This is a genomic window from Longibacter salinarum (assembly GCF_002554795.1).
GTDB lineage: Bacteria > Bacteroidota > Rhodothermia > Rhodothermales > Salinibacteraceae > Longibacter > Longibacter salinarum.
This window is the reverse complement of the sequence record NZ_PDEQ01000006.1, coordinates 252,399-274,686: the sequence shown is the minus strand read 5'-3', so window position 1 is coordinate 274,686 and position 22,288 is coordinate 252,399. Positions and strand designations below refer to the sequence as shown.

15 protein-coding genes are annotated in these 22,288 nt (G+C 59.1%); 2 read left to right on the top strand and 13 right to left on the bottom strand.

Annotation, left to right across the window (positions count from 1 at the left end; translation table 11 throughout):
- Positions 1-603: 603 nt before the first annotated feature.
- Positions 604-2,268, bottom strand: a complete 1,665-nt coding sequence (locus CRI94_RS12820) for a S41 family peptidase (RefSeq protein WP_179862294.1) — start codon at positions 2,266-2,268, stop codon at positions 604-606.
- 203 nt (positions 2,269-2,471) lie between these two features.
- On the opposite strand from CRI94_RS12820, the gene polX reads away from it, so the two are divergent.
- Positions 2,472-4,271, top strand: a complete 1,800-nt coding sequence (gene polX / locus CRI94_RS12815) for a DNA polymerase/3'-5' exonuclease PolX (RefSeq protein WP_245846186.1) — start codon at positions 2,472-2,474, stop codon at positions 4,269-4,271.
- A gap of 52 nt (positions 4,272-4,323) precedes the next feature.
- Positions 4,324-6,510, top strand: coding sequence for a penicillin acylase family protein (locus CRI94_RS12810; RefSeq protein ID WP_098076337.1), 2,187 nt, complete (start codon positions 4,324-4,326; stop codon positions 6,508-6,510).
- A 10-nt stretch (positions 6,511-6,520) separates the two neighbouring features.
- On the opposite strand, the gene CRI94_RS12805 is transcribed toward CRI94_RS12810, so the two are convergent.
- From CRI94_RS12805 to CRI94_RS12750, 12 genes are all read right to left on the bottom strand, one after another.
- Positions 6,521-7,801, bottom strand: coding sequence for a hypothetical protein (locus CRI94_RS12805; RefSeq protein WP_098076335.1), 1,281 nt, complete (start codon positions 7,799-7,801; stop codon positions 6,521-6,523).
- Between the two features lie 204 nt (positions 7,802-8,005).
- The gene (locus CRI94_RS12800; protein ID WP_098076333.1) at positions 8,006-9,742 is read right to left on the bottom strand and encodes a sodium:solute symporter family protein; all 1,737 of its coding nucleotides are present in this window, start codon (positions 9,740-9,742) and stop codon (positions 8,006-8,008) included.
- Between the two features lie 51 nt (positions 9,743-9,793).
- Positions 9,794-10,090: a DUF4212 domain-containing protein gene (locus tag CRI94_RS12795; protein ID WP_098076331.1), complete on the bottom strand. Its 297-nt coding sequence runs from the start codon at positions 10,088-10,090 to the stop codon at positions 9,794-9,796.
- Between the two features lie 65 nt (positions 10,091-10,155).
- Positions 10,156-11,466, bottom strand: coding sequence for a hypothetical protein (locus CRI94_RS12790; protein WP_098076329.1), 1,311 nt, complete (start codon positions 11,464-11,466; stop codon positions 10,156-10,158).
- A gap of 231 nt (positions 11,467-11,697) precedes the next feature.
- Positions 11,698-13,695: an acetate--CoA ligase gene (gene acs, locus CRI94_RS12785; RefSeq protein ID WP_098076327.1), complete on the bottom strand. Its 1,998-nt coding sequence runs from the start codon at positions 13,693-13,695 to the stop codon at positions 11,698-11,700.
- 418 nt (positions 13,696-14,113) lie between these two features.
- Positions 14,114-15,115 (bottom strand): nitrogen regulation protein NR(II), encoded by a 1,002-nt coding sequence (locus CRI94_RS12780; protein ID WP_098076325.1) that lies wholly within the window; start codon positions 15,113-15,115, stop codon positions 14,114-14,116.
- Between the two features lie 72 nt (positions 15,116-15,187).
- Positions 15,188-15,607, bottom strand: coding sequence for a response regulator transcription factor (locus tag CRI94_RS12775; protein WP_098076323.1), 420 nt, complete (start codon positions 15,605-15,607; stop codon positions 15,188-15,190).
- A gap of 18 nt (positions 15,608-15,625) precedes the next feature.
- On the bottom strand, positions 15,626-18,406 hold the full coding sequence (locus CRI94_RS12770; protein WP_098076321.1) for an ATP-binding protein: 2,781 nt from the start codon (positions 18,404-18,406) through the stop codon (positions 15,626-15,628).
- A 12-nt stretch (positions 18,407-18,418) separates the two neighbouring features.
- Entirely contained in the window at positions 18,419-18,682 is a 264-nt protein-coding gene (locus tag CRI94_RS12765; protein WP_218919394.1) for a hypothetical protein, read from the bottom strand.
- A gap of 57 nt (positions 18,683-18,739) precedes the next feature.
- Complete coding sequence (locus CRI94_RS12760) at positions 18,740-19,069, bottom strand: ArsR/SmtB family transcription factor (RefSeq protein ID WP_098076319.1); 330 nt, start codon at positions 19,067-19,069, stop codon at positions 18,740-18,742.
- Between the two features lie 208 nt (positions 19,070-19,277).
- Positions 19,278-21,203 (bottom strand): aminodeoxychorismate synthase component I, encoded by a 1,926-nt coding sequence (pabB, locus tag CRI94_RS12755; RefSeq protein WP_098076317.1) that lies wholly within the window; start codon positions 21,201-21,203, stop codon positions 19,278-19,280.
- Positions 21,204-21,478: 275 nt separating this feature from the next.
- Complete coding sequence (locus CRI94_RS12750) at positions 21,479-21,844, bottom strand: hypothetical protein (RefSeq protein ID WP_098076315.1); 366 nt, start codon at positions 21,842-21,844, stop codon at positions 21,479-21,481.
- Positions 21,845-22,288: the final 444 nt, after the last annotated feature.

The window sequence follows — 22,288 nt, the reverse complement described above, 5'->3', positions numbered from 1 at the left end:
CGAGCAAATCGCGACAACGTGTGGGTACCTCGGTGTTACTCTTGCGCTGTCGCCGAAAATCAACGTTCGCGCAGCGCATATCAAAAAGTCCGTGGGGATGGTGCGTCCGCTGAGAAGAAAGACGCTACCATAGCCAACCGCGATGAAGCGGAAAGGCAACCGAGACGCCAGTCAACTACTCCAAACGTCCGATCATCTCGGTAGACCCAATCGGACTCTTTTCAAGATGGTGTCACATCCAATTAATATACACGCCAGCGCTCAGCGTGTCAAAGGAATGAACAGCCTCTCGGCTTGCGTCGGTTCACAACAGCGTTACGACAGAGTTCCGACGACATCTGTACACGTACCAAAATCTCGAATCCATACGCAAGTCGAAATCGCCTCTGCGAAGCCTTTTCGTTTACATTCGTCCATTCTTTTGGAAATCCAACCTGTACCTCGCACGAACGGCACGCTGTTTTCGGCACATCGGCGGCATTTCCGCTCTGTACCTTAAACGGGCGTAAACCCACCTCCTTGGCACGCCGTGCCCGTGCGAGCATCTCTCGGCGCTCAAGTCTAAAAGCGGATATTCGAAATTCTCGTTTAAACCTGTTTTACCTACCTGTTCACCGGATATCGCGACGCCAGTAGCTCTGCATCGCCCCACGACTTCCGGGCCTCATGAACAACCGGATCGATCTCGTTTCGAACTCGGATCCACATTTCCATCCCAAAGAGTCGTCGCCCGACATAGCTTTTAAGAAGGGCGTCTGCGTACATCCCTACCGGTGCGTTGGCGAGGAGATCGTCTTCGGGTGCAGGATTGACGGTCTCGGTAATACCACGACTACGGGCGTACTGAACGAGAGCTGGGAAGGCGGTCTCCGGAACCGTGTACTCACGAGCGAAGGCCTCGGGCCGGTCCCCCCAGGCGGTCCTGAGTTCGCTCGTTCGTCCATCCACCCACTCGCGGGCAAAGTCTCGCATCACACCCCCCCGCATGATATCACCAATAAACGGGTGCAGCGAGGTGTCCGGCGGTACAATGTGATCGGGAATAATCCCGCCGCCTCCCAGAACGACGCGACCGGCATCCGTTCGGTATTTGAGTGAGTCCGGCATCGTGGCAACAAGTTCCTCGCGGCTCCGGATCGTGTCGCGTGAAAGGCGCTTCGCTTTCCGTTCGTAATAGTCACGTCGCCCGTTTGCGTAATCCGTCTGTATAAGACGACCCGTCGGCGTATAAAACCGCGCTATTGTCACGCGCAATCCGCTGCCATCTTCGAGCCGGAATTCGCGCTGAACCAGGCCCTTCCCGAAGGTTCTGCGCCCGATAATCAGCGCACGATCATGATCCTGGAGGGCGCCAGCCACAATCTCGCTCGCCGACGCCGAGTGCTCATCAACGAGCACGGTCAAAGGGCGGTCTTCGAACGCACCTCCACTACTGGCTTCGGTGGTCTGGGTATACTTTTTATGACGGCTCCGCGCCGAGACGATGACCTGACCTTCTTTTAGAAAATCGTCCGCGATCCGCTCCGCCATCTGCATGTAGCCGCCCGCGTTGCCTCGAAGATCCAGCACAAGGCGTTGCATGCCGCGCGTCTCAAGACGTGAAAGCGCATGCGAGAACTCGCGATACGTCGTCTGCGCGAACCGGTTGATTTTGATATAGCCCGTCGTGCCATCCAGCATGTACGCGGCGTCGAGCGTAGCAATCGGAACGTCGTCGCGAGTGACAGCCACCTGCACGAGATCCGATCGCCCGGGCCGACGAAGCGTCAATTCGACCGTCGATCCCTCCGGTCCCTTGAGGCGATTCTGTATCGTTTCGTGCGACAGTCCCACAGCGGGGTCACCATTGATCGCAACAATCCGGTCGCCAGCCCAGATGCCGGCTTCCTCACTGGGTCCGTCCGGTAAAACAGAAAGGACACCGATGGTATCGCGGTCGGTTGGTCCATCGATCAGCTCATATGTTACGCCAATCCCCTCAAACGAGGCGTTGAACTGCTCCCGTACCGCTTTCATACGTTCCGGGCCGATGTAGACGGAATGGGGGTCTAGCGACGTCAAAAACCCCTCGATGGCGTAACCGGACAGGCGGTCGCGCGCTACGGAATCAACATACGCACTCTCGATCGCCTGGACGGCCTCTTCCACCAGGCGATATTCGTCTGGAGTCGATCGTGAAAGTCGAAACTCACTCAGCCAGATGCCTCCAAGCAGTCCAGCCCCCAGCAATAAGAGACTGCCGAGGACGACAAAAACGGTGCGCTGCATTCGCGGGTGGTACCGTTTGAGAAAGACGAAAATCGCGGGCACCATGAATGCTTTGCCCGCTCCTTGGAATCCGTACCCGGTCCGTCCCCGATTAGATCCACAGTTGACCCCGTCGATACCTACGGAGCTTCAATTTTCTCTGCGCGGATCCTCTGCGCCGGTGCGCTCACGGGAACCGGCTGACGTTGCGAACAATTGCTCGCATGGATGCTACCACATCCGCACCGGATGCACTCCCCTTTCCTTCCCCCTTTTCAACAGCCATTCCCTCCCGCCGCATGACCAACAAGGAAATTGCAAGCGCCCTTCGCCAGACGGGAGACCTGATCGAACTGACGGGCGGTAATCCGTACAGGGCCAACGCGTTCGGCCGAGCCGCACGGACCATTCGAGGCCTGGAGGACGCCGTCACAGATCTCGTTCAGGACGATGAGTTGACGTCTGTCAACGGAATCGGGGACGGTCTGTCGGAGCAAATCCAGGACTTGCTTCAGCGTGGCTCGTTCGATCTGCGGGACGAATTGCTGAGCGCTGTACCGACGGGACTGCTCGACGTACTAAAAGTCAAAGGCCTGGGCACGAAGAAAGTCCGCACGCTCTGGCAAGAGTTGGGCATCACGTCACTCGACGAACTCGATGAGGCTGCACGGGCCGATCAGGTTCGGTCACTGAGCGGGTTTGGGAAAAAGACGCAGGAGAACATCATCGAGAATGTTGCCCTGCTACGTGCCTACAGCAATCGCCGTCGATTCGCAGACGCAATTCGAGCGGCGCGCGAGGTCCACACTGTCCTCACGGACGGAGATGCCTTCGATCGGGTCGTATTCACGGGTGAGTTGCGGCGCAAGGTCGAGACGGTTCAGGCCCTCGACATGGTCGTTGCCACGAGCGACGGCGCGGACCACGTAATTCAGTTCCTGCAGGAGGCGGACGACACGGCTCCCTTCGACCCCGACACGATTTCGGTCACAACGGAGGTCGAGGACGCGGATGCTCTCGTGGAAACGCCGCTCACGAGCGGCTTGTCGCTCCGACTCTTCGTCTGCACACCTGACGCGTTCGGCACAACGCTGTGGCGAACGACAGGCAGTAAGGACCATGTCGCGACGTACATTCGCGAGCACGGCGACCCGGGGATGCATGCGACTGAAGCAGCTATATTCGAGGGCGCCGGCGTGGATGTCGTCCCGCCGGAGCTGCGGGAAGACGATGGCGAATGGGAGGCCGCAACCGACGGACATCTGCCTAACCTGATCTCCGTCGACGACCTGCAGGGAACCGTTCATAATCACTCCACCTACAGCGACGGGTCTCACTCTCTTCGCCAGATGGCAGAAAAGGCCCGCTCGATGGGGCTTTCGTACTTCGGCATCTGCGATCACAGCCAGTCGCTTCAGGTCGCAAGCGGCATGAAACCCGACGAAGTAGAGCGGCAGCAGGATGAGATTCGCTCTCTGAATGAGGAATACGCCGAGAATACAGAATCACCATTCCGCATTTTCTCTGGGATCGAGAGCGACATCTTGCGGGATGGCTCTCTCGACTACGACGACGAGATTCTCGCCTCCTTTGACTTCATCGTTGCCAGCATCCACTCCGGATTCAACATGACCGTGAACGAGGCGACCGAACGGATCATCACGGCCGTCGAGAATCCGTACACGTCGATTCTCGGCCACCCGACCGGGCGTCTTCTGCTTGTTCGGGAAGGGTATGAGATCGACCACGATCGGGTCATCGACGCCTGCGCTTCCAACAACGTAGCGATCGAGTTGAACGCGAACCCGTACCGTCTAGACATTGACTGGCGTTATATAAAGCGCGCGATTGAGAAAGGCGTGCTCATTTCCATCAATCCAGATGCTCACGCGATGATCGAACTGGAAAACGTTCGCTGGGGCGTCGAGGTCGCGCGGAAAGGCTGGCTCACGGCCGAGCATTGCCTGAACGCGAAGTCGCTCGACGAATTTGAGGCATGGTTGACGGCACGCCGCCCTGCGTAGCACCGTAACACCGGCTCTCGCTCTCCCGTCCCGTTTTCGTGCCCTGCTGTCCGTGGATCGACCGACCCTCCTCCCCATCGGCGTCGCCATCTTGCTCTTCGTGAGCGTCGCGCTTCTGTGGTCGATGTCGTCATCGCAGAGCGTAGCGCCCGAAGAACAGGTCGTTCCGGCCCTCGATGGGCGAGCTACCATCGAGTGGCATCCGTCGGGACTCGCCGCCGCATCGATTTCCTCTGCACGGGATGAGGACTTCATTCTGGGGTATATCCATGGCGTCCGACGAACGTGGACCATGCTTCTCTGGCGCCAGGCGGCGGAAGGACGCCTTTCAGAATGGTTTGGCGAGGCGAGTGTACCACTGGACCGCCACGTTCACCGTTTGCGGATCCCCGCGACGTCTCGCGCCATGATCGAGCGAGTGTCCGACTCGACCCGGCAGCGTCTATCCGCATATACGGCCGGCGTCAATGCGGCGCTTTCGACACGGTCCGTCTCGAACCGTGCCCCTCTTCTTGCTCTGGACCTGAAACCGGAGAACTGGCACCCCTGGCACACCCTCGCCGTCGAGCGTCTCTTCTCCTGGCTGTCGACCGAACCTCTTACCAGCACACACAGGCCAACGAAGGCCGACTCTTCGCTCGCACGCTTCGCCGAAGACGACGCCCTGCTACGCCGATTCCTGCACGTTCACGGGTTGCACCGCAGCGTGGCATGGGCGCGGCAGGACTCAAGCACAACCCTCGCGACCCGACTCGTGACGGGTGCCACCGCCCGCCCCATGCTCCAGGATGTTGTCATCGACGTGGGGGATCGCACTCGGATTACCGGCGGAAGCCTTCCCGGTACGCCATTTCTACTCTCCGGCACGGTTCGTCGATCCGGCCGCCGCGGCGCAGCGTGGAGCCTGCTACCGGGCCACGCACCCAATCTACGACGAGTTGCTTCTGACTCCCTACCCTATCGTATCGACTTTGTCCGGTTGAGCCCGCGCAATGCCGACGAACAGCTTGTTCGCCTCGTTCGCACCCGCCCATCCGGAGAAGGCACCACCGTGCCGATCGGTTCGGGACCCTGGGATGACGGAAATGAAAAGGCAAACGATTCGGCCGAAGAACCCCAACCGGTGCGACGGGATACAGCCGGCACGGATACCGTCTCTGCTCGTGCCGTCCCACCCGACTCGATTCCCGTCGACTCCGTTTGGGTGCTCGACTGGTCCGGGCTCGATCCGGCTACCGACATCCGGACGTGGCGCAGCGCTCGCACGTCGGACAGCAGCGCCTTCGCTCTGCACGAACCGGCCGGCCTCCGCGTGGACGACAAGGACTCCGTGTCGGTCATTGGATCGCCGCCGTTCGACATTCGCAACCGTACGCCGGACACGTCTCTACACGTCGTCGGTCGCTCAGCATGGACCCACACCGTCGCCCATGCACTGGGGAATCAGCGGGATCGACGAGCGATGGTGGAAACCCAGAGCGATACGAGCGCCTGGGCCGGGCACGTGATGCGTGATGCCCTGCCGAACCTGCGTGTCCTTCGCCCGACGTCACCGTACTTACGGGAAGCCCTCACGTACCTTCGGAACTGGGACGCCAATTACGAGCGCGCCAGCATCGGTGCGTCCCTGTTCGAAACGTGGATGGACGAGTATCGACGCGACATCGGCACAATCCCGTATCTCACATCAAGGCCGTGTCGCGTGAGCTCATTGCGGGCAGATTCGCTGTCACCCGACACCACTTACTTCGCGGCTCATCGCCAGCGGCAAGCCTTTCGTCGCGCCGTTCGGAGACTAAGAGAGTCGCACGGACCCGACCTGAAGCAGTGGCGCTGGGAGCGCGTCGCACCAAACCGTCGGTATTTCCCCGTATGGTCTGCTGACAGTCTCGTCAGCAGCAACCTTTCCGAACTGGCGTCGACCCGATATGCCCCGATCGACATGCCGGCAACGGGGCATCCGTCCACGCCTCCAGGGGGGCCGTCAATCGTTGCGCCAACCGAACCCGCGCGGTCTCCAACGACGTGGGTTTCGTGGACCTCCGGTCGGCGGGACCACCTCTTCGTGCGAAGATATGCGTTCGATGTCGACGAATTTTTTTCCCGTCCCTTCCTCCGCCGCGACATTCCTCCCACTCTCCCCCTCACGCCGGGCTCAGAAACGGTCGAGACGTCGATCGAACGGGAGCAAGAGAAAATCCAGCGCACGCGCCTTCTACCCTCTGACGATGAACGATAGCCGCACCTGTTCACCGCGTCGGCGCTGATTCATCGTTTCCATGATCAACGGTTCTCATGAAGCGCTGCGTCGCCTGCTCATCGAGGAGTAACTCGAGAAAAAGACCCTTGTCAATCCCTGTCTGAGCGAGCTGGTAAAAGACGGCGATCGGCAGATCGTGAAGCGTCAACACGACAACGCGAGCACGATCGTCCGCATTCGTTCTCGCGTAGCCGGCAAGGGTTAGCATGCCCGGGTGCGCTCCTGCTACGTCTGCAACAACGCGAACGCTCGCAGCGTCAAAGGCTACGTCCATCGTATCGGGACGAAGTGTATCGGCCCCGGCGGCGGTTGTCAAGCGATCCGTCGATCCGACCGGACGTTCCAGAACCGATCGGAGCCGTGGCCATCCATCACCTGGTGTGGACCGAATGTTTGCCATGAGCCGGGCGTAGTCGAGGGCCGTCCCCCGCGGCAACGTCGCCATGGCGTAGTCACGCTGCTGCCGAACGCTCAGGTCCGTGCCCCGCGTCGTCAACTCCTCTTTTTTCTCCGTTCGGTAGGCGCCATCGCTCGAAAGTCGATCGGCGATTGAGTAGACCCGATCCCGGTATGCTCTGGCCTCCATTCCGAGAAATGAGTCCACAGGTGGACGTTTGCCGGCCGATGAATCCCGAACAGCCTGCATCCACGTCAGATACGTCGCGCTGTACGGCTGGGGCGCCATGCTTCCAGATAGACTCAGACGATCCGGCAAGGACGTCATTGCGTCGCGTCCCATTCGCATCATCAGCCAGTCCGCTGCAGCCTGATTCTCAAATATGTGGATTGCCTCGAAAAGATCACCGAGTGCGATGGCTCCGTCATGGATCGCACCGCTTACGGAAAGAGAGTCCACCATTCGCTCATGACCGGAGGCAGTCAGCCCGGGGAGAGCAAATCGACCGATCTCCGAGATCGGGATCTGCTCCGTAGAATCCAGGGCCCCTTCGTCCATCATTCGCGAGGCATCCGTGAGTAACGCGATCATCGGGAGACGATGAAGCGGGCGGTCCACCGTTGCGTGAACGGTGTCTTTCACTTCCCCCGACGCAGATAGAACGGCCAAAGATACTTTCTCCGGGTGATTTCCCAGGTATTCGGCGAGCGCGTCCGGCGTCTGAATGTTTGCCGCCTCCTGACGTCCCTCTTGAAGTGCGGTCGCGTTGTCCCAGGCAAGCGAAACGGTATCCCAGTTTCGGACGGCAATGAATGCCAGGGCAGCAACGAATAGAACGAAAGCGAGCGCCAGATATCGCCAGAAGTTATTCATCTAAACGTCTGTACTGTGGAAAACTGTCAGTTGAGCGAACGGAGATCGTCGTTCTGCTATGCGAGGTGCAATCGCGCCGTACCCGATGAAGAATAATGGTTCGTTCGGGAAAAGGCACGCCGGTGCTTTTGCAAGACAAACGTAGCGGAGCCCGCCGAGCGGACCCCGCTACGATCTACGTTGTCGCGAATCTATTCGCGAAGATTAGCCACGTGCCTCGGCAACAGCCTCTTTCAGCTCGTCCGGTGTCAGTTCGCGTGGATAGCGAACCTGCTCCACCAGATCCTGAACTTTCTGCGGCGGTGCGGGCGTGTTCAGGGAGATCCCGATCGTAAGCGCAAAGTTGATTAGCATGCCGATAATGCCGATTCCCTGCGCGTTGATTCCGAGGAAGGAATCGATAAACGGCTCGGCGATGGCGCCTCTGGTGATGATGTGGATCCGCATGAGGACGATCATCACAAAGGTAAACGTAAGGCCGGCGATCATGCCGGCAACGGCACCCTGACGGTTGCATCGCTTCCAGAAGATGCCGAGAACCAGGATCGGGAAGAAACTGGCAGCCGCGAGACCGAACGCGAATGCGACCACTTCAGCCACGAAGCCCGGCGGGTAGATCCCCGCGAGACCGGCAACGATGACGCCGACAAAGATCGCCTGACGTCCCACGCGCAGTCGCTTCTGCTCCGACGCATCCGGGTTGATGACCTCACCGTAGATGTCGTGCGCAAGCGACGAGCTGATCACGATCATCAGACCGGACGCCGTCGAAAGGGCAGCAGCGAGACCACCGGCCGCGACGAGTCCGACGACCCAGGCGGAGAGCCCGGCCAGTTCCGGCGTGGCGAGCACGATGATGTCGCGGTCGATGCCGCCGAGCATCTGCTGGACGGTCGTATCCGCGGTCCAGCCTGACGACTCGATCAGACCAGCCTGGGTCCAGTTCTGCACCCAGCCAAGCTGTTGCGCCATACCCTGCGCACCGAGTTCGTTGAACGACTGCAGGATTTCCAGACGGGAGAACATGGCTATCGCCGGCGCAACCGTGTACAGAATGCCGATAAACACGATGGCCCAGAACGCCGACCAGCGCGCATCCCGAACGGTTTTCACCGTATAGAACCGGACGATCACGTGCGGAAGCCCCGCCGTGCCCGCCATGAGCACGAACGTAATACAAAAGACATTCAGCATACTCAGATTGCTGAATGGACCGGTGTACATGTCGAGCCCCAGATCAGCCGAAAGCTGATTCAACACGGGCACCACGTCGCCAATAGCACCCTGTGGAATCGGGTTCCCGGTCAATTCCGCCGCAATGGCGACTGCAGGAATCAGATAGGCGATAATGAGCACGCAGTACTGCGCGACCTGCGTCCATGTCACGCCCTTCATGCCACCCAGAACGGCGTAGAGCGCGACGATGATCATACCGATGGTCACACCTATCGTGACGACCTCGACACCGATTGCAGTTGCGAACGGCGCTAGAAAATCGCCGAGGAAGCGGCTAAACACGACGCCAACGCCTCTCATCTGGCCGGCGACGTATGTGAACGAGACGAAGAGGGCGGCTACAGCCGCCACGACGCGGGCGGTTTTCGAGTAGTAGCGTCGGGCGACGAAGTCCGGTACCGTGTATTCGCCAAACTTGCGAAGGTACGGGGCGAGGAGCAACGCGAGGAGCACGTAACCGCCCGTCCAGCCCATCAGGTAGACAGAACCGTCAAATCCGATGAACGAAACGATCCCGGCGAGCGAGATAAACGAGGCAGCACTCATCCAATCCGCACCCACAGCCATGCCGTTTGCAACGGCAGGCACACCCTGACTGGCGACGTAGAAGCCTCTTGTATCGGCAACGCGACTCCAGATAGCGATGCCGATGTAGATTGAGAATGTGATGACCACCCAGACGGCGGTCCAGCCTAAAATACCCATGAGATGTTATCGCTTCAGGTGATACAAATGGCGGGGAGACAAATGCATTGGTCAGTGACCCTGACCGGCAGAGGACGTGCTGCCTTCGGCTTCCTCGACGCCCGCTTCGCGGTCGAGCTGGTTCGAGGCGAGCGTGTAAATCAGAATCAAGCTGACAAAAACGAAGATGCTGCCCTGCTGGGCCATCCAGAAACCGAATGGCACCCCGCCGAAACTGAAGCTGTTGAGCGGCTCGGCGAGAAAAATGCTGAGGACGAATCCGACCACGAACCAGACCCCGAGAAGGATCGCGGTTCGCCGGATTTGGGTGCGCCAGTAGGTGACGCGGTCAATCGTGGGTTCAGACATGGTCTTGACGGATGCTATACGACGGAAGGGTTCGGTTGGAGACGGTGTGCCGTCCGTGGAGGCGTTTAGAAGAAGAGAAAGACCGTGAAATTGCCGCGGACGTTGAGAACAGAATCGGTATCGCCGTTCGGGGCGTAGTTCTCGTCGAGTGACGCAGCGTACGTTGCGCTGGTAAACTGTGCTTCAAGCGCGAGCCGGAGCGCTCCGTAGTTGAATGCCAGACGCGGAGAGATATCGAAGACACTCTCCAGGTTGGGGCTACGGGTCGCTCCGATGATATTGGTCGTCCCGACACTGCCGAAATTCGTGATGTCGTCGGACGAGCCAAGCGCTTTCAGGTAACCGATGAAGAGCCCGGGAGCAACCGTCCCCTTTTTCTCGATCTCAAGCCAGCCGGATGCCGTGTTCAGCTGCGAGAATGCATCCGTCACGTACTGCGGCTGTCCGTTCTCGATGTCATCCGCGCCAGGGTCGTAAATGAATCCGCCCGGCATCACGTGATCACGCGTGCTGCCGTATACGCCTTTTGCACGGAGTGCCATCGCGTCGGTCGAATACGCCAGGTATGCCGTTCCCGCCCCAAGAGGGACACGGTCCCCCGTGGCAACCGGACGGAGCCAGCGAAGATAGCCACCGGCCCCAATAAGGAAGCCGTTGTCGCCGACATACTGAGCATGCCCGTGCAGGCCAGGGAGTGCAGATTGCTGCTGCAAATCGATGCCGTTCACGCCCAGGAAGTCCGCCTCCCGGAAGGCATCAAACTGCCACGACGTGATGCCGATAAGCCGAAGATTTCCGGGCTTCAGCGTCAACTTGATCATGGGCTGGCGAGCGAACGGGTTGTACGGCGCTCCGGCCTCCGTCGCCACCGTGTGCGGGTACGCGCCGAGCGTGAAGAGCGGAGACCACTCCAGTCCGAACTTCACTTCTCGATTGTCCCAGGACATGTTGGCAAACGCGCGGCGGAGGCGAAAAATATTCTCTTGGCCGACCGCGTCCGTGACCGTCCCCGGACCGAAAAAGTCCGCCTCCATGTAACCGGTCACGTCGGCCCCGAGCGCATCCGGTAGATTGCCGATGCTGAGACGGAGTCGGGAGAAAAGCTGGAACGCAGATAGGTTGTCGGTATCGCTCGCGTCATCCCCATCGGGATTGGCGTCCGGTGCCGGATACAGGAGGAAGTCCTCGTTCCGCGCGGTGATAACGTCCCGCGAGTCGTAAAAGTACGAGCTCTTGATGAAGCCGCTGACGTTCAGGGAAGGCCCGTCATCGGATTCCTGCGCGAGAGATGATTGAGGCAGGAAGAAGAGCAGAATGACGAGTACGGCCGCGAAACCGCCCCCCACAGCGGGCGTTCGTATCTGTAGCGAGTCCATATCGTGCTAGTATCGGTTTGTCCGAGAAACATATGAGTGGGCTTCTGACCCTCTCGCCGGCCGACGATGCGCGGCAACGCATCCGTCGGCGATATATGAGAGGGCTTCGAACATGGAACGCTTCGTCCTACTGGCTCAACACCTGGGACGAGGCGTTCTTTTTTTGCACAAGGGTCATCGGCGCGCCGAGGGGCCTCCGGCGGCAACCGGAGACCCGCGACGGCCTTCCCCCTACGATCCGTTTGACATGCCTTTGCGTTCGTCGATCAGTTCTTCCACAACACCTGGGTCAGCAAGCGTGGAGGTATCGCCAAGATCATCGAACTCGCCGGCCGCAATCTTGCGGATGATGCGACGCATGATTTTGCCCGAACGAGTCTTCGGTAGCGATGGCGTGAACTGGATAAAGTCCGGCTTGGCGATCGGCCCGATGTGCTCGCGGACGTACTGAACGAGTTCATCACGAAGCTCCTCGCTCGGGTCTACGTCTTTCAGAAGCGTAACGTAGGCGTAGATTCCCTGTCCTTTCACCTCGTGTGGGAAGCCAACCACGGCCGCCTCCGCGACTTGGTCGTGAGCGACCAGAGCACTTTCCAGTTCAGCGGTGCCGATCCGGTGACCGCTTACATTAAGCACATCATCCACGCGACCGGTAATCCAGTAGTAGCCATCTTCGTCGCGACGGCATCCGTCTCCGGTGAAGTACTTACCCGGGAACTGGGAGAAGTACGTATTCTGGAAGCGCTCGTGGTTCTTATAGACGGTGCGCATCTGTCCCGGCCACGAGTCGGCGATCGTGAGGACGCCTTCGCACGCCCCCTCCTGGATGTTACCCGCGTTGTCGACCACTTCGGGCTGAATACCGAAGAAAGGTTTCGAGGCCGCACCGGGCTTTTGCGCGACGGCGCCCGGAAGCGGGGTGATCATGATTCCACCGGTTTCCGTTTGCCACCATGTATCGACAATCGGGCATTTGCCGTTGCCGACCTTGTTGTAATACCAGCGCCAGGCCTCGGGATTGATGGGCTCACCAACCGTTCCCAGGACGCGCAGCGAGGAGCGGTCCGTTTTCTCGACGTACTCATCCCCCTGCCGCATCAACGCGCGAATCGCGGTCGGGGCCGTGTAGAAGATGTTGACGTCATGCTTGTCGACAACGTCCCATAGGCGAGACGCATCGGGGTAGGTCGGTGTGCCCTCAAAGAAGACCTGGGTCGCGCCGTTGATGAGCGGCCCGTAGACGATGTAGCTATGACCGGTAATCCACCCGACGTCCGCCGTACACCAGAAGACGTCGCCCTCGTGATAGTCGAAGACGTACTCGTGCGTGAGGCTGGTAAAGACGCAGTAGCCACCGGTCGTGTGCAGAACGCCCTTTGGCTTGCCTGTCGAGCCTGACGTGTAGAGGATGAAGAGCGGATCTTCCGCATTCATCGGTTCGCATTCGCACTCCGCGTCGACCGTGCTAAGCTCCTCGTGGTACCAGATGTCGCGACCTTCCGTCCAGTCGATGTCGCCACCGGTGCGCTGCACGACGAGAACCGTCTCCACGTCGGGGCACTTCTCGAGCGCCTGATCCGCGTTCTCCTTGAGCGGCACCGTCTTCGTGGCGCGGACGCCTTCATCGGCGGTGATGAGGAAGGTGGATTCACAATCCAGGATCCGGTCGGACAGTGAGTCCGGCGAGAACCCGGCGAAGACAACCGAGTGAGGCGCACCGATGCGAGCACAGGCAAGCATCGCGTACGCGGCCGCCGGAATCATCGGCAGGTAGATCGTCACCCGATCCCCCTTCTTCACGCCGTTCTTCTTCAGGATGTTTGCAAACTTGCAGACGTTTTCGTGCAGCTCCGCATACGTGATGTGCTGCGCTTCCTCCGTATTCGGGTCGTTTGGCTCGTAAATAAACGCCGTCTGATCCGCACGTTCATCCAGGTGCCGATCGACAGCGTTGTAGCAGGCGTTCAGAACGCCCTCCTCGTACCATTTAATGCTCACGTTGCGCGGTTCGTACGAGACATTCTTTACAGTCTCGAACGGTTCAAACCAATCGATGCGATCGGCCTTCTCTCGCCAGAATGACTCGGGATCGTCGACGGAGCGCTGCCACATTTCCTCGTACTCCTCCATGGAAGCAACGTGGGCCTTCGATCGAAACGAATCAGATGGTGGATACACTTCTTCGTTTCCCGAATAGGCCGCGGTTACTTTCGTGTCCTGCTCTGCCATGACAAATTTGGATCGTGGTGAGGGTGATTGCTTTAATTACCATCCAGCAATATCTCGCCGGCACACGGTGACAAGAGCGCCGTTTCGTGGCTGCACCGGAAGCGCTTTCTTGAATAGTTTACCAAAACGTAATTAAAGAAGGCCACCGATTCAAGGTTGTGCCCAACTTTTTGGTTTTCACTCAGGAAAGCGGCCGCAGACCGCTGCAGACGGAGGTCAAGTGCTCAGCGACGTGCCGTGGCGCTGTATTCCCGGCGCCCGGTCCAATCCCCGGACTGACGAACTGGAGCGTCTGGCGCTTGAACGTCGTCATATCGAGCACATCAGAGAAGATAACCGCACCTTAACCACATCTATACCGGCGGGATGGGCCCGGCTTGGTGCGGGGCACGGTCGCGATCTGCTGTAGGGGATTCTCTTACCGACTTGACATGTCATCCGAAATTGGGAGCAGCAGGCGAATACTGCTGTCGCCGTGATCGGTCTGAATAATCATCTGCGCATCGTTGTGATCGAGAATCTCCGCAAGCGTCATCTTAATGATGCTGTCGCCCCACGTGATCGTCGACTGCTCCCACTCCCGGATGCGCGCGGAGGTGACGGCTCCGCCCTCCCAGCTGAGATCGAGTGCCGCAAGAGAGCGGACACGCTCAACGGAGACGCGGAGCGCCGTGCATCGAGCCGCATTCTCGATACGGTTCGCCAGGAATGTCAGGGATTCGGTGATGGCCTGAGCGTCAAGGAGCAACCGCGCGTCGACCTCCTCCGCCATGGGCTGAGCGGACACATCGATTGACAGGTTGTCGTCGAGATGCTGTGCAAGAGCCGTCGTAAACTCGCCGGCATGGATCGGATGCAGCGGTCCAGCACGACGATACAGCCTCGCGTATGCAGCTACAGCCGCATCGAGCCGGTCCGACAGCGCGGCCGTCTGTTCCTCGACGATGCTCATGAACTGGGTCGTGGCCGCTCTATCCATCGATGGATAGAGCGCCATGGTCTCAGCCGCAGCACGCACGCTGGCGAGCGGTTCCCGCATCGTTTCGATCAGATCCCGCAGGACTTCGTGCGGGACGGGGGCCGCATCGGTCGACGACATCTCTGTCTTCAATTGAAGCACCACCTCGTCATCTTCTGCAGGATGCAGCGTCGCCTCCACCCATCGTCCGTCATTCGTCACGACCATCGACGAGAATGGGAGCTCATCCCTTTCCTCATTCTGTGCGTGTTCAAACCACGTTCTGGCCTCACCGTGAGCCAGCGTGTCCAAAATGCTACCTCCGGGCGCCGCTCCGGCACCAAACCAGTCCTGAGCCGTGCGGTCAGCCTGCAAAATTGTTCCTTCTGCAGTACATACAAGCACCGCCCCCTCCAGCGCCTGCAAGAGAGCATCGATGATTTTTTCTGGAGAGGATGACACGTGTGAGCGGTGTGCAGGCACAGATAACAAACGATTCGATGACATACGACGCGCGGGACGAGAGGATGTCCGTCAGGATGGATCGAGCAGCCGACGTGCTGTGTCGAGGACATCCTGAATTCCGAACGGCTTGGTGATGTATGCGTCAGCGCCAAGCGCTCTGCCTTTCTCAATATCTGCCTCGCGACTCTTCACCGTGAGCATGATAATTTTCACGTCCCGCCATTCACCTCGTCCCCGGATGGTTTCGCAGAGCTCATACCCTGTCACTTCCGGCAACATGACATCCAGTAGCACGAGGTCTGGACGGTCTTTCTCCATCGCGGGAACGACCTCTTCTCCCGTTGTCACGACACGAACGCTGTGCCCCTGTTGCTGCATCAAAAACTTGAGCGGTGCCACAATACTCGGTTCGTCATCGACGATGAGCACGCTCCGACTAAGGGGATCGGTATCGGAATCTGAAGAGGATGTATCAGAACGATCGGACATTGCGTCAGCGGGGTGATTTCAAGACGGGTCTGATGCTGAAAACGAGGCAGATCTGGAGGATCCATCATTTCCCGTTGCAACGGTCTCAGAAGGATCCATTTTCTTGTCCTTGACGGCTGGAAGATGGACAGAGAAGGTTGCTCCTTCGCGAGGTTCGCTGTCAACCTTCAGAACGCCGCCGTGAGCGTGGATGATTTTCTGTGCGATAGCAAGGCCCAGCCCGCTTCCGCCTCCTGGCGTGGTACCGGACTCCAGCTGCCGGAATTTCTCGAAGATAGCATCCTGATCATCGGCGGAGATGCCCGGCCCATCGTCCTGCACGTCGAAAATGACGGGATCGCCAGGAATGAGTCGGACTCGGATCTCCTCGTTGCAAAACTTTGCAGCATTCGATAATAGGTTGAGTGCGACCTGCATGAGCCGGTCACGCTCGCCAGCGATGGGCGTTTGATGCTCTAATCCTGCAACATGTAGGCGCGCTCCATCACGTTCGATGGACTGCTGCATGGCTGAGGTAGCATCCTGGAGCACCTCCTCAAGATACACCGTTTGGCTTAGATCGACACGCTCGGCCTCGAGACGCTGCAGGTCCAGCACCTGATTGACCAGACGCGTGAGCCGGCGGGTCTCCCGCTGGATCGTGTCGAGAAACTCCGTGCGCTCCGTCACGCCGAGATCGGGATTGGCGTGAAGGATCTCCGTCAGGGCCCGAATGGCAGTAAGGGGCGTCCGGAGCTCATGCGTCACGGTCGACACGAAATCGTCCTTCAATCGGTCGACCTGCTTGAGCTTCTCGTTGGCCGCCTGAAGGTCTCGCGTCGTGGCTTCCAGTTCGGCCTGTTTCCGCTCCAGTTCTCGGCTGTACGCGAGAACCTGCTGCGCTTCGTCGAGAATGCTCAATACCTCGTGTAGTCGTAGCGGTGTCTCCTTCACGACGGAGCTCACGGCAACCTGAGCGGAGGAGGCACCAATCGCCCCCGCGAGTGCGGTCTCGGCGTGCCGGACGAGCGTTTCATCGGCTTCGTCGAGAGCATCGAGGTCCTTCCTATGCTCCTTGGCATACTCCTCCATCACCCGTTCCGTCCGTCGCCAACCCAGAAAGCGCTGGAGGAGCATCCGAATGTCTCGAACGGAGGCCGTCGCTCGGCGGACCGGATCGTGTCCCTTTGCGTGTCGATATACCTCGACGAAGAGGTGCGCCTGCGATCGCTCCAGCACGGTCGGCGTGGTGAAAAGCGACACGGCCGCGTACAAACCGGTATTGATCGACAGGCTCCAGAAAAGAGCGTGGGGAATGTGAGACAGTGTATCGAGACCAAACATCGCGTACGGCCGCAGAAGAGCGATACCGAACGGGCCATCCTCTACAAAAGCGTTGGGTAAAAAGCCCGTTTCGGCGAGCGATGGAAGGGGTAACGTGTATCCCCAGACGGCGACCCCGGCGAGGAGTCCGGCAAGCGCCCCGTACTTCGTGCCGCGGCGCCAGTACAGTCCGCCCAACAACGGCGGGGCAAATTGTGCGACCGCGACAAACGAAATCAGCCCGATCGACACGAGCGAGTAGCTCTCGCCAATGGTCTCGAGATAGGCGTATCCGAGCAGCAAAACGACGATAATGGCTCCGCGGCGTAGTCCGAGGATGAGGCCAGTAAGTCGGGGCCGGTCGGCCAGTCGGAGCGCCGGAATCCGGAGCAGCACGGGCATGAGCAGGTCGTTGCAGATCATCGTGCTGAGAGCGGTCGTCGCGACAATAACCATTCCCGTTGCCGCTGACAACCCGCCAATGAAGGCGAGCATAGCAAGCGCCTCGTTGCCCGCCGAAAGAGGTAAAGACAAGACAAACGCATCGGCCGTTGCCGCATCGCCGAACGTGAGTAGCCCACCGACCGCGATCGGCAGGACAAAGAGATTGATGGCGAAAAGGTAGAGGGGAAACAGCCACGTGGCTTTTCGGATGTGGCGTTCATCCACGTTTTCGACGACAGCCACCTGAAATTGGCGGGGTAAAAGCAGAAACGCGAGCATCGATAGACCCGTGAGCCAGATCCACTCCGATGCCTCCGCCGGGTCGGTTTGGGAATACAACTGACGAATCGCTGGCACCTCCGCCCCTGCAGCGAACAAATCGCTGAAGCCATCAAACATCCCGAACGTGACGTACAGTCCGACGGCTAGAAACGCCACCAGCTTGACGACGGACTCGAACGCGATTGCCGCGACGAGTCCTTCGTGGCGCTCCGTGACATCGAGATGACGCGTGCCGAAAAGAATTGCAAACGCGGCCAGGAAGAGGGAAATCCAGAACGCGGTGTCCACGCCGCCGGGGGCGAGACCGGAGCCTGGCAGGCCGCCCGACGGACTCACGAGAACCGTGTAACTCGTTGCAATCGCCTTCAACTGCAGCGCGATGTAGGGGACGACTCCCATCAGAGCAACGACAGCGACGACCCCCGCAAGCCTCGCGCTTTTTCCGTAGCGGGAGGCAATGAAGTCAGAGATGGACGTGATACGCTGATACCGGCTGATACGGACAATTTTCCGTATGAGGATCCAGCCGACCACGGCGATGAGCGTGGGGCCCAGGTAGATCGGCAGAAAACCGAGCCCGGACGTGGCCGCCCGTCCCACACTGCCGTAGAACGTCCACGCCGTGCAGTACACCGCCAGGGACAGGGCGTAGATGTACGGATTGGCGATAATCGACCGACCCCGCTCCGCTCGCTCGTCACCATAATACGCGACCGCAAAGAGCAGCCCGAGGTAAGCGGTCGCAAGAAGTAGGACGAGGCTAGGTGCCATGACGTGCGAGACTTACCCCGTATAATCGTCTGTTGGCGGTGGAGTCCGCAGTGGATCGGGCCCTCCGCGCTCCATGAGCCAGGCGACTCCGACGATGAGAAGGGCCCAGATGCTGAACAATGCCACGACCAGAACCGGTACACCCGCGATCATTTCATCCGTCCGAAAGATCGACAGGAACGGATCCGTCAACATGACCGCCCCAGTGGCGAAGAGTAGAATCTGGCGCTGGCGATACGTCGTGCTATCGGTGTTCATGATTTTCCACACAGACATGGTCCACGACGTCACAGGTGCAGATGCTTTGTCCGGCGTTGAACCGACCGAACGCGGCTACTCAGACGCGGTCTCTGTATCCTCGATGGTGTTCGAGATCAAAAGACAAATCCCGGGGAGACTGGGGTCATCCAGCGAGTAGTACGCATTCACTCCCTCCTTTCGTCGTTTCACGAGTCCCTCTCGCATCATGATGCCAAGATGCTTCGACACGTTCGCCTGTCGCTGCCCGGATGCATCGACGAGAGCCTGCACGGACAGCTCCTCGTGCACTCGAAGCAGGTTCAATAACTTCAGACGCACGGGATCCCCCATGACCTTGAGTCGGCGAGCGGCTCGCTCAATGAGGGCGTCAGGAAGTAAGGGCGGATTCGTGGTTTCGGACATGCAGGGTCGCGGAAAAACGTACGGATGAGAACGGCCTTGACCTATTTACAATGCGTTCACATTGTTTAAAATTGTAAGCATCGATATCGCTTCTGTCAACCGCTGCCCCCTCCTCTTCGATTCGTTCGTCTCCGTGTAGTCAGCGGCGACTGTGCTCAACCTCGCCTCCCTCCGCATATCTGTGCGGAAGGGTCACTCCAGAACGCGCTCATGCGAAGCTGGAAAGGGCCGAGCCTTTGGGCATGGGGGGCCTTAGATCCTTCTCAACGTGTGCCGGAATCAGGCCGCGCACGGCGTTGCAGCAAAACACACGATCAGCGTGCATGAGATCGTCGATCATAACACGCCCGACCTCAAGCCGGGGCTCGGTTTCGAGGAGATGAGCGCGAAAGACGCCCCCGAGCAGACCGGCCTCCACCGGCGGCGTGACCCACCGACCGCCGATCTCGATAATCACATTACTGCGGGCGCCCTCGGTCACCTCACCATCTGGCGTCATAAGAATCGCTTCGTCGCAACCCACCTCGGTAGCCTGTGCCTGCGCCCGGGTGTACGGGGCTCGCCGAGTCGTCTTGTGATAGAAAAATGGATCGGTCGGTCGAGCCGGCTCGGTTGCGATTGCCAGAGACCAGGAATCTACACGGCTCGGCATGTCCTTTATTTCAACCCGAGGATCGCCTGCCTGCCCCACGGTCAACCGAACGACGTTCTCTTGATTTCCCGTGGACCTCATGGCGTCACGCAAGGCGACTTCGACGCCCTGACGGTCGACGGGAAGGCCGAAGTACGCCGCAGAATCGGACAAGCGTGACCAGTGGCGAGACCAGAGTGGAATGTCTCCGTCGATGGCTCGCATCGTTTCGATTAAACGAAATGAGCGATTCTCTCCCCTCGGCGGATCCGTTAGAAAGCGAGCTTTCAGACAGCACTCTTCGTATTCTGCGTCCAGATCAGAATCCCATACGATGCCGCTACCGGTGCCCATCGTTCCGTGCAGGTGTCCAGATGACGCGTCCTCGGTAAGTGTCACCGTCCGGATCGCGACGTTGAAGCAGGCGGTGTCGTCCGGCGCCGCATACCCGATTGCACCGCAGTACACGCCGCGCGGTCCGGTTTCGAGCTCGTGGATTCGTTGCATTGCCCGCCGCTTCGGCGCACCGGTGACAGAGCCGCATGGATAAAGCGCCTTGAGGATGTCCGACAGCCGAGTATCTGATGTCAGCCGCCCTTCGACCGTCGACGTCATCTGTGTGAGGGTATCGTACGTCTCCGTGGCAAAGAGCGACGGAACGTTCACCGACCCAGGCTCACAGCAAATCGACAGATCGTTTCGAAGAAGATCCACGATCATCAGGTTCTCGGCCTGACTTTTCGAATCGTTCGCTAGTTCAAAACGAAGATGCTCGTCTTCCGCTTGCGTCATCCCCCGGCGGATGGTTCCCTTCATGGGCTTGGTGACCAACCGCTTTCCCTCGCGGCGAACGAAAAGTTCGGGAGACGCGCACAGGATCCGTCTGTCGTCGAAACGGAGCCAGGCGCCGTATGGAACCGGCTGGCGCTTGCGTAGCTGCGCATACAGGGGAATCGGGTCGTGGGATGCACAGGTAAAGCGGACCGGTCCGGTGTAGTTGATCTGATAGACATCGCCTTCCCGGATCAGCGATTTGATTTGGCGCAATGCGTCTCGATACATGTCCCGAGACACATCGAACCTAGCGTTTTCGATGCTCGGGTACTCCTGAAGCGAATTGAAGCCGTCCAGGGATGCGGTATGGGGCACCTCGACAGGCGACTCGTAGACGCCGAACCAGGCCAGTGGACCGTCGAGTGCGTGTGCGGACATGTCGCAGAGAGCAAGGCCGGCTTCGTACGTGAGCATTCCCGCGACATAGTAGCCTGAAGCAAGTGCGGCGTCCAGCGCACGCAGTACATCAGCAACTTCGTCCCGGGCATCTGCCCGCAAAATCTTTCGAGGTCGCTCGAAAAGAAGTGAGCGTCGGCCGGAAGCACCATCATCACTGCTCGGCGGCCTCGATGTATCTAAAAACACCGTTCCCGCGGTGTCGAGCCGGTCGGGTCGAAAGATGCCATCGCCACCGTACGCGGAGGCGGGCAGGGGTTCAGATTGAGGCATACAGCGACGTAGAACGCGAGGGATAAACGTGCTCCATCGTACGCGCGACATTGCGCTGTCGTTCACTTGAGACGCCTCCATGACCAATGCTACGCATGGTTCCCCCACTCCCACGTGGTGAGGCACGGAATAGATAACGTCCCAGCCCAAAACGAGCCTAAGCAGAACATTCAGGTAGGCACAAAAAAATGCCGGGGTCGGCGTACCGACCCCGGTCTTCCCACGCTACTTCACTTCTGTCGTCCGGATGCTAGGCACCCCGAACCAGCAGAATGCTAGTTCAGGCACATCGAGCATCGTCGGACGCACTTCTCTCCGCTTGGGTCAGAGACCGTTACGGAGACTTCCGCATACGGTGTAATCACCGCAGCGTTTTGCACAGAGCGGTCAACAGACGAAGCAGCCGTCGTCGACTTACGCTCTGAAGGAGACAGCATCCACCACTCTTGCTCTTCCTCCTGCGCACGGATGTCGACCTCGAGGGGGGCAATCCGCAGGTGCTGCACGATCTCAGCCGTGCGCACCGGAGATTCAGGTCCTCCCTGGCGTGTACGCTCGCGCTGATAGGCAATTGCAACAAGCGCCGCAGGGAGGGTCCAACACACGGCGAGAACAACAAGGATAACAGGCGAAAGAGGCATATCGGTAAAAGCTGGATGATCCGGACTTGCTCCGTTAGTTCGTCTGTGTATAGTTAGTACAAACCGTATGCCGACCTTCAGATCTGAGCTCCACGCATCATAAACTTGATACTTGAGCCACACTCGTCACAGCTCTGTCACGATATCGCATCAGACAACCGCTTGACGGCCGCTTAAGGGCCATAATCCCGACCAGACGCGCTCAAAGCGTGTTCTAGGTGACACAATCCAACCCGGCGGGTGTCCATCCCAAGACACAGGGATTCAACAGATTTGCCCCTCGACAGCATACATTATGTAATCAATCGATTCTACCTGACAATTACATGGGTATAATCGAAATGCACGTTCAGTAATATCCTCTACCTGCAGAAATCAGAACGGTACAAAACGCTCCAGTCTGTTCTCGGCCTACTGGGCATACGTCGCCTTCGCAGGGGCAAA